The 12,595-nt window shown below is 61.6% G+C and carries 14 protein-coding genes; 4 read left to right on the forward strand and 10 right to left on the reverse strand.

The genetic code is table 11. The annotated features are described in order from the left end of the window. Nucleotides 1-9: 9 nt before the first annotated feature. Nucleotides 10-1,428, reverse strand: coding sequence for an aminotransferase-like domain-containing protein (locus QWE_RS10720; RefSeq protein ID WP_006726138.1), 1,419 nt, complete (start codon nt 1,426-1,428; stop codon nt 10-12). A 91-nt stretch (nt 1,429-1,519) separates the two neighbouring features. On the opposite strand from QWE_RS10720, the gene QWE_RS10725 reads away from it, so the two are divergent. Further along, nucleotides 1,520-1,771: a DUF1127 domain-containing protein gene (locus QWE_RS10725; RefSeq protein WP_100220887.1), complete on the forward strand. Its 252-nt coding sequence runs from the start codon at nt 1,520-1,522 to the stop codon at nt 1,769-1,771. Here QWE_RS10725 and QWE_RS10730 read toward each other — a convergent pair whose 3' ends face one another. From QWE_RS10730 to purC, 5 genes are all read right to left on the reverse strand, one after another. Then, nucleotides 1,772-2,158, reverse strand: coding sequence for a hypothetical protein (locus QWE_RS10730; RefSeq protein ID WP_006726140.1), 387 nt, complete (start codon nt 2,156-2,158; stop codon nt 1,772-1,774). It abuts the gene before it with no gap. Nucleotides 2,159-2,219: 61 nt separating this feature from the next. Continuing rightward, nucleotides 2,220-2,891: a phosphoribosylformylglycinamidine synthase subunit PurQ gene (purQ, locus tag QWE_RS10735; protein ID WP_006726141.1), complete on the reverse strand. Its 672-nt coding sequence runs from the start codon at nt 2,889-2,891 to the stop codon at nt 2,220-2,222. Continuing rightward, nucleotides 2,888-3,145: a hypothetical protein gene (locus QWE_RS10740; protein WP_006726142.1), complete on the reverse strand. Its 258-nt coding sequence runs from the start codon at nt 3,143-3,145 to the stop codon at nt 2,888-2,890. The genes purQ and QWE_RS10740 overlap by 4 nt, the downstream gene beginning before the upstream one ends. Nucleotides 3,146-3,164: 19 nt before the next feature. Continuing rightward, nucleotides 3,165-3,407 (reverse strand): phosphoribosylformylglycinamidine synthase subunit PurS, encoded by a 243-nt coding sequence (gene purS / locus QWE_RS10745; RefSeq protein WP_006726143.1) that lies wholly within the window; start codon nt 3,405-3,407, stop codon nt 3,165-3,167. A gap of 18 nt (nt 3,408-3,425) precedes the next feature. Continuing rightward, nucleotides 3,426-4,190, reverse strand: coding sequence for a phosphoribosylaminoimidazolesuccinocarboxamide synthase (gene purC / locus QWE_RS10750; RefSeq protein ID WP_006726144.1), 765 nt, complete (start codon nt 4,188-4,190; stop codon nt 3,426-3,428). A gap of 243 nt (nt 4,191-4,433) precedes the next feature. On the opposite strand from purC, the gene QWE_RS10755 reads away from it, so the two are divergent. Then, on the forward strand, nt 4,434-4,748 hold the full coding sequence (locus QWE_RS10755; RefSeq protein ID WP_006726145.1) for a DUF1476 domain-containing protein: 315 nt from the start codon (nt 4,434-4,436) through the stop codon (nt 4,746-4,748). A gap of 37 nt (nt 4,749-4,785) precedes the next feature. On the opposite strand, the gene QWE_RS10760 is transcribed toward QWE_RS10755, so the two are convergent. Beyond that, nucleotides 4,786-7,299, reverse strand: coding sequence for a sensor domain-containing protein (locus QWE_RS10760; RefSeq protein WP_006726146.1), 2,514 nt, complete (start codon nt 7,297-7,299; stop codon nt 4,786-4,788). 133 nt (nt 7,300-7,432) lie between these two features. After that, a complete protein-coding gene (locus tag QWE_RS10765) occupies nt 7,433-7,987 on the reverse strand; it encodes an RBBP9/YdeN family alpha/beta hydrolase (protein WP_006726147.1) in 555 nt (184 codons plus the stop codon). A 168-nt stretch (nt 7,988-8,155) separates the two neighbouring features. Between QWE_RS10765 and QWE_RS10770 the strand changes: the two genes are divergently transcribed. Together QWE_RS10770 and QWE_RS10775 are read left to right on the forward strand one after the other, a co-directional pair. Further along, nucleotides 8,156-9,814, forward strand: coding sequence for a tannase/feruloyl esterase family alpha/beta hydrolase (locus QWE_RS10770; RefSeq protein WP_006726148.1), 1,659 nt, complete (start codon nt 8,156-8,158; stop codon nt 9,812-9,814). Nucleotides 9,815-10,055: 241 nt separating this feature from the next. Continuing rightward, the gene (locus QWE_RS10775) at nt 10,056-10,847 is read left to right on the forward strand and encodes a DUF2189 domain-containing protein (RefSeq protein ID WP_006726149.1); all 792 of its coding nucleotides are present in this window, start codon (nt 10,056-10,058) and stop codon (nt 10,845-10,847) included. 12 nt (nt 10,848-10,859) lie between these two features. Here the strand turns inward: QWE_RS10775 and QWE_RS10780 are convergent, their stop codons facing one another. Continuing rightward, the gene (locus QWE_RS10780) at nt 10,860-11,150 is read right to left on the reverse strand and encodes a hypothetical protein (protein ID WP_006726150.1); all 291 of its coding nucleotides are present in this window, start codon (nt 11,148-11,150) and stop codon (nt 10,860-10,862) included. A 79-nt stretch (nt 11,151-11,229) separates the two neighbouring features. Further along, nucleotides 11,230-12,531 carry an adenylosuccinate lyase gene (gene purB / locus QWE_RS10785; protein WP_006726151.1) on the reverse strand — a complete coding sequence of 434 codons (1,302 nt, stop codon included), beginning with the start codon at nt 12,529-12,531 and terminating at the stop codon, nt 11,230-11,232. Nucleotides 12,532-12,595: the final 64 nt, after the last annotated feature.

Here is a 12,595-nt window from a genome sequence, read left to right on the forward strand (position 1 = left end):
CCCGATGGGTCAGACGATGGCGCTGGTGCCAAGCGGCGACTGGTCCAGGATGCGGCGGACCGTCTTCAGCCCTTCGATGGAAATCGAGCGATCGCGACCTTCACTGAAGCCAACGCGGACATGGTGATAGACCCGCGACGAACGGGCCGGCTTGAACTCATCCTCGTCGTCGATCAGGACATCGGCGTCGAGTACGGCCTGCTTGAAGGTGCCGGACATCCAGGGCTCTGGAAGCTTCAGCCAGAAGAAGGGCAGACGGGGATGGGAGCGGAAGTCCTTGCCGGCAAAAAGCTCGCGGACGACCGCTTCGCGCGCGCCGATTTCCGTCAGAACCTTGCTCCTGATTTCGCCGGCAGCACCCGACAGCACCATCCGGGCGGAGAGTTCCGCTAGAAGGAAGGGGAGGCCGCCGCTTACCATCTTCTGGGTGACGCGCACGCGCTGGCTCATATGCGGCGGGCAGGCGACCCAGCCGCCGCGCACGCCGGCTGCGACGCATTTCGACAAGCCGTTCAGCAGAAATGTCCGATCCGGTGCCAGTTCTGCCAAAAGCGGGATCCCGTCTGCGATCATGCCGCCGTAAAGATAGTCCTCGATCAGCCAGACATTGTATTTGCGAGCGATGTCGACGATGTCCTTTCGGCGGGATAGCGGCAGGCAGGCGAGCGTCGGGTTCTGGCCCGAGGACATGATGAAGGCTGCCTTCGGATGCTCGCGGGCGCAGACGCGCTCGAAGTCCTCGGGCAGGATGCCATCCTGGTCCGAATCGACCAGCGCGATCTGACGCCCCATCAGGTTGGCGCTGCGCGACACCTGGGAATAGGTGAGATGCTCGCAGACGATCCGGTCGCCAGCACCACTGACCGCGGCGACGACGGCATTGATGCCGGCATGCACGCCAAGCTGCGGCAGGACCTGCTCGGCCTCCGGCTGCCAGCTACCCGAAGCGAGCCAGAGCCGACCGGCCTCCAGCCAATCGGGAGAGAGTGTTCGGGTATAGCTCGAGATCTCGCCCGGATGAGCTGTTGCGATCTCCGCCATGATCCGACCGACCGTCTCGGCCTGACCGACATCGATCGCCGCCGTCGTGTCGAAGCGCAGTTTGCCCGGCGGCGGAACCATTGCCCGGGTGCCCCCATAGTTGATCGTCACGGGATCCCGGGCCGGGAGATCGTTGCCCTCGCTGCTTGCCTGAACGTAAGTGCCGCGGCCAACCTCGCCGGTCACCAGTCCGCGCTCTCGGAGCAATGCGTAAGCACGCGAGATTGTCCCTATTGTCACCCCAACATCATAGGCGAGATCACGCTGCGGCGGCAGCTTCGCTCCATGGGGCAGGGCACCTGATTTGATGGCGCTTTCCGCATCATCCGCGATTCGGATGTAAAGCGGGCCGGTGCCGGTGTCGAGTGAAGGGAGCCAATTTGTCATGAGGACAATTCTATAGATTGTCACCCTTGTTGAGTCAATTCATAGAGGGGCCGTAGAAATGAAAACACTAGGAATTGCCGCTATGGTGACAATGGAGACAATCGGACCAAAGGCTGGCTGTGACGGGATCGCTGTAGAGGTGCGTGGAGACCTGTCCTCTCCCGTGCGGAGCTTCGGAGAGAGGCTCAAGTTGTGGTGGCGGAGACGCAAGACGCGTGCGCACCTTTCGCAACTGACGGAAGAGCAATTGCTAGATGTCGGACTGTCGCCTGAGATGGCTTCGCGTGAAATAAGCAAATCTCGGCTCTTGCTGCTCGATCGGCCGGTCCAGCCGCCGTTCTGATCAGCAGTCTTTTCCGCCATTGGCCCAGCGAACGACGTCCTGGCGAATCCGTGGCGCCACATCCTCGTTCAGGAGGGGGCCGAATGCGTCCAGCCGAGGGGGCTTTCCTTCCGCTTGAACCACCAGCACGGGGCGGTCGTCGCGTGAGCCCTTGCGCACCAGGAGGATGCGTGGACGACCGGAGAAGGAGCTGAGTTCAGGGGAAAGCTGGTAGGCCTTGAATGCGGCGTCGCCCGACTTGAACCAGCAGGTGTTCGCAGCGACGGCGACCTTTTCCATGATGTCGAGGGCCGATTGTCCGTTCGCAGGAGGACGCGGAGCCTCAGGCTTGCAGGCCGCGAGGCCGGCTGCTGCGACGAGAATGGCTGGGAGGGCAAGGCGGCGCATGGGCGAACTTTCGGCTGATGGCCGCCTTCCCTTAAAGGTCTGTGTTTAAGCGAAGCTTACCTCAGGCAGCAATCACGTCCAGCGCGGAGGCGAAGATGCCGCGACCGTCATTGCCGCCATGCGCGGCTTCGATTAGATTTTCCGGATGCGGCATCATGCCGAGAACGTTGCCGCGTCCGTTGACGACGCCGGCGATGTCGTTCATCGAGCCGTTCGGATTGGTGCCCTCGGCATAGCGGAAGACGATCTGGCCGTTGCCTTCGATCGTCTTCAGCGTCTCGGCGTCGGCGAAATAGTTACCGTCGTGGTGAGCGACCGGGCAGCGGATGATCTGGCCCTTGGCATAGGCGCGGGTGAAGTCGGTATCGGCGTTGACGACCTCGAGCTTGATTTCCTTGCAGACGAATTTCAGCGAGGTGTTGCGCATCAGGGCGCCTGGCAGCATCCCGGCTTCGACCAGGATCTGGAAGCCGTTGCAGACGCCGATGACCTTGACGCCCTTTTCGGCCTTTTCCTTGATCGCCTGCATGACCGGCATGCGGGCGGCAATCGCGCCGCAGCGCAGGTAGTCGCCATAGGAGAAGCCGCCGGGGATGACGATCAGGTCGACATCCGGGATCTCGGTCTCCGTCTGCCAGATCGTGACAGGCGCATGGCCGGAGATCTTGGTGAGCGCCGCGATCATGTCGCGGTCACGGTTGAGGCCTGGGAGCTGGACGACGGCTGATTTCATGGCTGTGGCTCGAACCTTGCTTGGGCTTCCTGGAACTCGCGCAGTTCCAGACGATTATCGATCCGGTCTAACCGGCTTTCGAAGTGTCCGACGGTTGCTCGCAGGTTGTTCACGTCACCCTGCAGTGCATGCAATTGCGCGCGTATTGTCTGATTATCCGCGCGCAACTCGCTGATGGCGAAGTCGACCCTGTCAAGTTTCTGGTGGAGCTTCTTCAGAAGCTCGAACATCAATTCGCTGGTGACTTCAGCCATCGCGCATCTCCTACAACCCTCAGGCGATGGAGATAGTATATTTCTCGATGACCGTGTTGGCGAGGAGCTTTTCACACATGGCCTTGAGGTCGCTTTCCGCCTTCGCCTTGTCGGTGCCTTCGACTTCGAGGTCGAAGACCTTGCCCTGGCGCACCTGGCCGACGCCGTCGAAGCCAAGTGCGCCGAGGGCGCCTTCGATGGCCTTGCCCTGGGGGTCAAGAACGCCGTTCTTCAGGGTGACGGTGACGCGTGCCTTGATCACTGATCTCTTCTCCAAAGCTTACTTGACGAGAACCGGGCCTGTGCCACGGATCGGTTCGTTTTCATTCATGATGCCGAGACGACGGGCGACTTCCTGATAGGCTTCGAGCAGTCCGCCCAGGTCCTGACGGAAGCGGTCCTTGTCGAGCTTCTCGCGGGTCTCGATGTCCCACAGACGGCAGCTGTCCGGAGAGATTTCGTCGGCGAGGATGATGCGCATCATGTCGCCTTCATAGAGGCGGCCGCATTCGATCTTGAAGTCGACGAGCTGGATGCCGATGCCGAGGAAGAGGCCGGAGAGGAAGTCGTTGACACGGATGGCAAGCGCCATGATGTCGTCGAGTTCTGCAGGGTTCGCCCAGCCGAAGGCGGTGATGTGCTCTTCAGAGACCATCGGGTCACCGAGCGTGTCCGACTTGTAGTAGAATTCGATGATCGAGCGCGGCAAAACGATGCCTTCCTCGATGCCGAGGCGGGTCGAGAGCGAGCCGGCTGCGACATTGCGCACGACGATCTCGAGCGGAATGATCTCGACTTCCTTGATCAGTTGCTCGCGCATATTCATGCGGCGGATGAAATGGGTCGGAATGCCGATCTTGTTCAGATGCGTGAAGACGTATTCGGAGATGCGGTTGTTCAGAACCCCTTTCCCGTCGATGACTTCATGCTTCTTCTTGTTGAATGCCGTTGCATCATCCTTGAAGAACTGGATCAGCGTGCCGGGCTCGGGACCTTCATAGAGGATCTTTGCCTTGCCCTCGTAAACGCGGCGGCGACGGTTCATGGGTGGTTTTCTCTATTGTTGGCATCCCGGCGCCAGTTGCGCGGATGCAGTGGATCGGTCTTTGAAGCGGTCCCTTAACGGAAAACCTCGGTTTTCACAATGCGCAGATCACCCCTTCCTGCCAAAACGTCGCGCCATCGGAGACTCAGTTGGAATCGCGGAAGTTTGCATTGCACTTTGTACTCCCTTTTGATTAATGGGGAAACCAAACCGCGTTATGACGGGACAGAACGGGAGATCGATATGAGCGGCATGAGTGATCGCGAAAAGGCCTTCGAAAACAAGTTCGCACACGACCAGGAGCTTCGCTTCAAGGCGGAAGCCCGCCGCAACAAGCTGGTTGGCCTCTGGGCAGCCGGCCTGCTCGGTAAGGCTGACCCGGACGCCTATGCGAAGGAAGTCATCGCTGCCGATTTCGAAGAGGCTGGCGACGAGGACGTGATCCGCAAGGTCATGGGTGATCTGACCGCCGGCGGCGTGTCGATCACTGACGAAGAGCTGCGCGCTAAAATGATCGAGTTCCTCGGCCAGGCCATCGAGCAGATCCAGAACAGCTAATCCAGCGATCGAGTTCTGAAAGACAATCCGCCCGGGCTCAGCCTTGGGCGGATTTTTTGTTTCTGAGGTGTTCGGAAACGTCACTGAAGCCGGCCGGGCGGGCAAGGCCGTAACCCTGTAGGACGTCGCAGCCGAGCCGGGCGAGAATGCGGGCATGCTCTTCTGTCTCCACGCCCTCGGCCGTCACCTTGATCCCGAGCGAGCGCGCGATCTGGATGATCGATTTCACCAGGATCCGCTGCTCCTGGCTGTCGGGCACGTCCTCTATCAGCTGCCGATCGATCTTCAGGGTGGTCGGCTTGAGGTTCAAAAGCCCAACGATCGATGCATGGCCGGTGCCGAAGTCGTCGATCTCGATGTCGATCGCGAGACGTCGCAACATGTCGAGATTGCTCATGACGGCTGCGTCCTGACGATCCAGGAAGACGCTCTCCAGAAGTTCGAATGACACCGTGCCCGGCTTGATGTGGAGATCGGCGAGGCCTCGTGCGAGCTCCGGATCCGTCAAGCGCCGGGCCGAGACGTTCACGGAGATCTTCGGCGGCGCAATGCCTTCCTCGCGCCAGACTTCGAGGTCGCGAAGCGCCTTTTCGAGGATCAGGCCGTCGATCTGGGCCAGGACACCATACTCTTCGGCAATCGGAAGGAACTTGTCGGGCCCCAGGATGCCGCGCGTCGGATGGCGCCAGCGTGCGAGGCATTCCGCGCCGACAACGGCGCGTGTGCGCGCGTCGAACTGCAGCTGGTAGTGCGGGAAGATCTCGTCGTTCTCCAGGGCGCGCAGAAGTTCGCTGGACAGGCGGTTGGTGTCGGCAAGCAACGTCCGGCTTGCCTGCTTGTAAAATTCGAACCGGTTGCGACCGAGATTTTTCGCCTTGTAGAGGGCGATATCGGCATTCTGCAGCAACTGTTTCGGATCGATGTCGCGGGCCAGCGTATGGGCGATGCCAATGCTCGCCCCAAATCGACATTCCTGGCCGTTGTACCAGGCCGGCTGGCGCATCTGGTCGATGATGCGGCTGGCGATGGCGGCAAGGGTGGCGGTTGCGCCATCGTGGTCGATCAGGACGACAAACTCGTCTCCGCCGATTCGCGCGGCAAAGTCGCTGACGCGGATGTTGTCGCGCAAGATGCGGGCCGCCAGTGTCAGCATGGCGTCGCCGGCGCCGTGGCCCAGCGTATCGTTGATCTGCTTGAAGCGGTCGAGGTCGATGTGCAGGATCGCGATGCCGGAACCGAGCGTACCCTTGCCGACGCGCCATTCTTCGAGCTTTTCCTCCAGATAGCGCCGGTTCGGCAAACCCGTGAGGTAGTCGTGCAGGGCGGACTGCTCGGCCTCGAGCCGGGTCCGCTCGAGTTCCGCGTTGCGCGCTTCGGCCAGCATCTTCTGCTGCTCGAGTTCCTGTCGCAGGCGCTGATCCTCGGTGACGTCCCAGTTTACGCCGATCATCTTCAGGCGGCCGTCGTGGTCCATGAAGGGGAGGCTGTTGGAACGGATGTAGCGCGTGCTGCCGTCCCGGGCGATGATCCGGTAATTGTCGGTGAAGGGCTTCAGTTCGGCGATTTTAGTCGCAACGTAAGCCAGGGTCCGGGCTCGGTCTTCCGGATGCAGTTTGCTCTCCCAGAAGCCGCCGATCTGCACTTCACAATCGTTGTCGACCTCGAAGATGCGGCGCATCCCTTCGTCCCATTCGCTCGTGCCAGCGTCGAAATCCGTCTCGAAGATGCCGATCCCGGAAATGTCGATGGCGAGCTTCAGACGGCGAGAGAGGCCCTCCAGCCATTCTTCCTGCTGCTTGCGGGCGCTGATGTCGGTGTCGGTGCCGATGATGCGGGCGGGCTTGCCGTCTTCGTCGCGCTCCACGCAGGCGCCTCGGCACTCGATCCAGACATAGTGTCCGTCCCGGTGAAGCTCCCTGTACTGGAAGACGCTATAATCCGGGTCGCCCGCATTCTGCCGTTCGATGCAATGTAAGACGCGCTCGCGATCCTGAGGATGCACGAGTTCCAGCCAATCCTCCATGGTCGGTGGAAAGGTGTCGTTCGGTCCCATTCCCCGGATCTCGCGCCAGACGTCGGAGTAATAGAGTTCGCCCGAGCTGCGTTGATCCCAGACGCCCAAGAGCGAGCCGACGAGCGCGTGGTTCCAGCGGCTTTCGCGCTCCTGTACGTCATTCAACTGGCGACGAAGGTATGTCACATCCGTCATCTGGAGGAGGACTGAACCGTCCAGAGAGCCTGCGGTAGCATGGCCCGCCAGAGTGACGACGAAATGCCTTGCGTCACTGCCCGGCGTCGATATTTCCAGTGTCGACGGAGCCCCGTCCATCAACCGACCAAGGGCGAGCACCAGTTTGGCGGCGTCGGCGCCCTGCAGGTGGCCGGCCAAATTGTCGCCGGGCACAATAGTCTCCCCAAGGGCCGCCCCCAAAGCCTTGTTCATCGTGCGGATGATGCCGTCGGGATTGAGCCACGCCGCCGGCCAGGGGAGGCAGGCGATGTCGATGCCACCCGCGCCGGGGGTGGATGGAGAGGCCGCTTGTGGGCGCAAAATCAGGCTCCTCACTTCACATGGTTGCGCGGAGTCTATGAGTACCCGCTTAAGAAGGACTTAAATTAGCCCTCACAATGCCGGGATTAACGCGTTGTTTGCAGCTCATCCGAAGTGGGCGACTGCTCCCGGCTCAACCCTGCAGACGGCCGAGAAACTGGGCGAAAACCATTGTGCCTTCCGGCCAGGGGCCGTGTCCGGATTCGGCGTTGATGTGACCCGATTCGCCGGCGTCGATGAGGAATGAACCCCAGGCATTGGCGATGTCCTCGGCATGGACATATTTGCCGAAGGGGTCATTCCGGCTCGCGATCAGGAGCGATGGAAAGGGCAGGGTCAGGCGCGGATAGGGGCCGAAGGTCATCAGATGCTTCGGCCGGATCTCGGGATTGGAGACATCGGGTGGGGCGACCAGAAAGGCGCCGGCGACCTTTTTCTTCATCTCCGGGATGGCGTGCACGATCGCGGGGACGCCGAGCGAATGACCGACGAGCACGACCGGCTTGGTGGCCGCGTTGACCTCTTCGGCAACGCGGGCGACCCAGTCATCGCGCACGGGCTTCGACCATTCTGCCTGTTCCACGCGCCGCGCCGTCGACAGCTTGCCCTCCCACCGGGTTTGCCAGTGGTCGGGGCCGGAATTGGTATAGCCGGGAACGATCAGGATTTCTGCATCTGAAACTTTCATGGCCCCTATCTGCTGTCCCGCATGGTCCTCGTCAAGATTGGGGCAGCCTGCAGGATCGTAAAAAAATAATACGCAACACATACTAGTTCGAGTTTGGCGTCGATGTTAAGATCGCGTCGTGCCCGGATCGGGAGGAGATCGATCAGGGCCGTTACCGGGAGGAATTTCATGAAGCACGTCCATTTGACGGCGGCGGCACTGCTGCTGCTCGGCCTTGATCCGTCTGCCGCGAAGGCGGCCATCGCTTGCGCCGACCTCGCCAAGTCAGAGAACCAACCATCCGATGTGACGATCACCGAGGCTGTTGAGACGCCGCCGGGCGACGAGGTTTCCGTCGCTCATTGCCTGGTCAGGGGCAAAACGCCCGACAGGCAGGGGATCGATGGGAAGACCTATACGATCCGCTTCGAGTTGCGGTTGCCGGTCGAATGGAACGAGCGTTTCGTCCATCAGTTCAACGGCGGAAATGACGGCGCGGTCGTGCCGGCGCTCGGTCCGCTTCTCGGTGGTCGCAAGAGTGACACGGCACTGGGACGCGGCTACGCCGTTGTTTCGAGCGATGCCGGCCATGACGGCAATACCAATCCAGACCGAGGGCTGGCTGGCGGTGCGGCCTTCGGCTTTGATCCACAGGCGCGCCGTGACTATGGCTACGGCGCCGTTGCGACCCTGCAGCCGCTCGCCGAACAGATCGTCGAGACACACTACGGCAAGCCGATCGCCTATCGCTACGGGATTGGCAGCTCCAATGGCGGCCGGCACGGCATGATGGCGGCGGAGCGTATGCCCGAGGTCTTCGACGGATTGCTGGTCGGCTATCCCGGTTTTAATCTGCCGAAGGCGGCGATCCAGCATGCGCTCGATATCCAGGCCTGGTCGAAGGTCGATGCCGACATTGCAAAGGCGTTCAGTCGGGATGACCTGAAGCTGGTGGCGGATGGCGTTCTGGCCGCCTGCGACAGCCTCGATGGTGTCTCGGACGGCATGGTTGCGGATGCCGACGCTTGCGAAGCGACTTTCAAGATCGAGACCCTTGCCTGCGAGAGCGGGGCAAACACCGGCTGCCTTCGTCCGGAACAGATCGAGGCGCTCAAGACATCCGTCGCCGGTCCCAAAGACGCCAAGGGCAGGGCGCTCTATACGAACTGGATCTTCGATACCGGCATTGCCTCTGGTAACTGGCGCACCTGGAAGCTCGAAAGCCCGATCGAACCCTGGGGTAACAGGCCGATCATCGGGGTGATGGGGGCAGCGTCGCTGGCCCAGGTCTTCACGACACCGCCAACGGAAGTGGGTGGCACGCCGGACGAGCTGATCGCCTTCCTGCGCGACTTCGACGTTGTGCGCGACGGTGCGAAGATTGCAGCCACCGACGACACCTTTACCGAGTCGGCCATGGACTTCATGGTGCCGCCCGGTGCCGATGATCCGCGGCTCGATGCCTTCCGGGAGGCGGGCAACAAGATGCTCGTCTTCCACGGCAATTCCGATCCGGTCTTCTCGGTCGTCGATACGGTTGACTGGTACAAGAAGCTCGATGCCAACCATGATGGCAAGGCGTCGGATTTCGTGAAGCTCTACCGCATCCCCGGAATGCCGCATGGGGCCAGTGGTCCGAGCTTCAACGACTTCGATTTCTTCACGCCACTCGTCGACTGGGTGGAGCAGGGCAAGGCGCCCTCCGGCGTTGCGGCAGGGATCACGCAAGACAATGCGGAAGCGGCCACGCTCGGCGGGACGCGCTTCCTTTATTGCCCCTATCCCGCCGTGACGCGTGCCGCGGACGATCCCTCCGCCGAAGGCGAGGGCCGCTATATCTGCCGTTGACGGTCCAGCCCCGGCAGCGGCACTGCCGATCTGCCGGGGCTTTCACGGCTTCGTGCGTAACTTGCGCACGACATGACAAATGTTAGCTGATACACTAATTAGCTCAGGACAAAGCGTGTCGCATGTTCCTTAGGCATGCGGCGGCCCTGTTGACGGCGCGTTGTTGCGACCGATCCGGCCCGACGCCGCCCGCATTTCACTTTGCAGCTTACAGACCCTGTTGCTCGAGGAGGAAGTGAGAATGTCGACATTTCATGTGATGACCGGTGCCACCGGCACGATTGTCAGGCCTGCGGTACGGCAGATCGCCGTGTCCGACGTCTTCGCAGCCTTGCGCGAAGGTTATGAGGATTTTCGCGAAAAGCCTTCCCACTATGCCTTCGTCGCGCTGATTTATCCGATTGCCGGCGCAATCATGACCGGCTGGAGCGCCGGCGTCGAACTGCTGCCGATGATCTATCCGCTCCTGGCCGGCTTTGCGCTTGTCGGCCCGCTTCTGGCGCTTGGGCTCATGGAAATCAGCCGTCGCCGCGAACTCGGCCAGCCTGCCGACTGGTCCGACGTGCTCAACCTCTTCAAGTCGCCATCCTTGCCCGCTCTCTTGATGATGAGCCTCTACCTGTTGACGCTCTTCATGGTCTGGTTGGTCGTGTCGCGCGGGCTGTATCTCTCGCTGATCGGTGACTATCCGTCGCCGGGCCTCTTTGCCTTTGCGAGCGGAATTCTCGACCATCCCAATGCCCTGGCCTTCCTGTTCTGGAGCAACGCCTTCGGCTTCGTTCTTGCGCTGGTCGCGCTCGTCATCAGCATTGTCGCCTTTCCGATGCTGCTCGACCGCGACTGCGGGGCAGCCTCCGCGGTTTCGACCTCGGTCCGGGCAAGCCTTGCCAATCCGGTGCCGGTCGCCGTCTGGGGGCTGACGGTGGCCGCGCTGCTGGCGATCGGGATGGCGACGCTGATGGTCGGGCTGGTGGTGATCGTGCCGGTGCTCGGCCATGCGACCTGGCACTTCTATCGCCGGCTGGTGGTCTAGTTCTGGTGGCCGTCAGGCGGCGCTGAAGACATAGGCGGCCAATGCCAGCACAGACAAGACGAGGGGCAGCATTCGTGCGCCTCTCGTCTTCGCGCCGATCGCCATCAGTGCCGAGGCCCCGAGCACTGCGGTAAGCAGAAGATTGCGGACGAGTGCGCGGCTGCCATCCGTCTCGATCATTGAGGGATCGATGCCCGGGTCGAGTTCGGCCATCCAGTCGTAACCGCTTCCATCGAGGAGCAAGAGGCCGAAGATGGCCAGAGCAGCGATCGCCAACAGCAGAAGGCTTGATAGGCTCGGCATGCTTCACTTCCCTCGAATCAAAACGGGCGCGAATGTCTCCGCGCCCGTCTCGTTATGTCCCATGTCCGTTCGCCGGGTATCAGCCGAAGACGCGGGCAAAGATCGTGTCGACATGCTTGGTATGGTAACCGAGGTCGAACTTTTCGCGGATGTCTTCTTCCGAAAGGGCGGCGCGAACCTCTTCGTCGCCGAGTAGCTCTTCCAGGAAGTCGGCACCCTTTTCCCACACCTTCATCGCGTTGCGCTGGACGAGGCGATAGCTGTCCTCGCGCGAGACGCCGGCCTGCGTGAGCGCCAGAAGCACGCGCTGGCTCATGACCAGGCCCTTAAACTTGTTCATGTTCTTCAACATGTTCTCGGGGTAGATCACGAGCTTCTCGATGACGCCGGCCAGACGATTGAGGGCAAAGTCGAGAGTGATCGTGGTGTCGGGGCCGATCGCGCGTTCGACGCTCGAATGGCTGATGTCGCGCTCGTGCCAGAGGGCGACGTTTTCCATGGCCGGGACCACCGACATGCGCACGAGGCGGGCAAGGCCGGTAAGGTTTTCGGTCAGAACCGGGTTGCGCTTGTGCGGCATGGCCGACGAGCCTTTCTGGCCCGGCGAGAAGAATTCCTCCGCTTCCAGCACTTCGGTGCGCTGCATGTGGCGGATTTCGATCGCGACGTTTTCGATCGAGGACGCGATGACGCCGAGGGTGGCAAAGAACATCGCGTGACGGTCGCGCGGGATGACCTGGGTCGAGATCGGCTCCGGTGCGAGACCGAGCTTTGCGCAGACGTGCTCTTCGACGCGCGGGTCGATATTGGCAAACGTGCCGACGGCGCCGGAGATCGCGCCGGTTGCCACTTCCGCACGGGCATTGACCAGACGGTCACGGTTGCGGGCCATTTCGGCATAAAAGCGGGCAAAGGTCAGACCCATGGTCGTCGGCTCGGCATGGATCCCGTGGCTGCGACCGATGCGGACCGTGTCCTTGTGTTCGAAGGCGCGGGCCTTCAGTGCTGCCAGAACGCGGTCCATGTCGGCGATCAGAATGTCGGCAGCGCGAACCAGCTGGATGTTGAGCGTCGTGTCGAGAACGTCGGACGAGGTCATGCCCTGATGGACGAAGCGCGAGTCAGGGCCGATGAACTCGGCGAGATGCGTCAGGAAGGCGATGACGTCATGCTTGGTGACGGCCTCGATCTCGTCGATGCGGGCGACGTCAAATTGGGCAGGACCACCCTTTTCCCAGATGGTGCGGGCGGATTCCTGCGGGATCACGCCGAGATCGGCGAGCGCGTCGCAGGCATGGGCCTCGATCTCGAACCAGATGCGGAACTTGGTTTCGGGGGACCAGATGGCGACCATTTCCGGCCGGGAGTAACGCGGGATCATCGGGCTCGTCTTTCGTTGGACATGGGAAAATGCTGGCCCCCCTTAGCAAAGTGGGGCGGCAAGC

The sequence above is a fragment of the Agrobacterium albertimagni AOL15 genome (assembly GCF_000300855.1).
GTDB classification, from domain to species: Bacteria; Pseudomonadota; Alphaproteobacteria; order Rhizobiales; family Rhizobiaceae; genus Allorhizobium; species Allorhizobium albertimagni.

What these genes read in the sequence shown, in the direction of transcription:
- QWE_RS10720 (WP_006726138.1), bottom strand. Translation starts at nt 1,428, where the DNA reads ATGACAAATTGGCTCCCTTCACTCGACACCGGCACCGGCCCGCTTTAC.
- QWE_RS10725 (WP_100220887.1), top strand. Translation starts at nt 1,520, where the DNA reads ATGGAGACAATCGGACCAAAGGCTGGCTGTGACGGGATCGCTGTAGAG.
- QWE_RS10730 (WP_006726140.1), bottom strand. Translation starts at nt 2,158, where the DNA reads ATGCGCCGCCTTGCCCTCCCAGCCATTCTCGTCGCAGCAGCCGGCCTC.
- purQ (WP_006726141.1), bottom strand. Translation starts at nt 2,891, where the DNA reads ATGAAATCAGCCGTCGTCCAGCTCCCAGGCCTCAACCGTGACCGCGAC.
- QWE_RS10740 (WP_006726142.1), bottom strand. Translation starts at nt 3,145, where the DNA reads ATGGCTGAAGTCACCAGCGAATTGATGTTCGAGCTTCTGAAGAAGCTC.
- purC (WP_006726144.1), bottom strand. Translation starts at nt 4,190, where the DNA reads ATGAACCGTCGCCGCCGCGTTTACGAGGGCAAGGCAAAGATCCTCTAT.
- QWE_RS10755 (WP_006726145.1), top strand. Translation starts at nt 4,434, where the DNA reads ATGAGCGGCATGAGTGATCGCGAAAAGGCCTTCGAAAACAAGTTCGCA.
- QWE_RS10765 (WP_006726147.1), bottom strand. Translation starts at nt 7,987, where the DNA reads ATGAAAGTTTCAGATGCAGAAATCCTGATCGTTCCCGGCTATACCAAT.
- QWE_RS10770 (WP_006726148.1), top strand. Translation starts at nt 8,156, where the DNA reads ATGAAGCACGTCCATTTGACGGCGGCGGCACTGCTGCTGCTCGGCCTT.
- QWE_RS10775 (WP_006726149.1), top strand. Translation starts at nt 10,056, where the DNA reads ATGTCGACATTTCATGTGATGACCGGTGCCACCGGCACGATTGTCAGG.
- QWE_RS10780 (WP_006726150.1), bottom strand. Translation starts at nt 11,150, where the DNA reads ATGCCGAGCCTATCAAGCCTTCTGCTGTTGGCGATCGCTGCTCTGGCC.
- purB (WP_006726151.1), bottom strand. Translation starts at nt 12,531, where the DNA reads ATGATCCCGCGTTACTCCCGGCCGGAAATGGTCGCCATCTGGTCCCCC.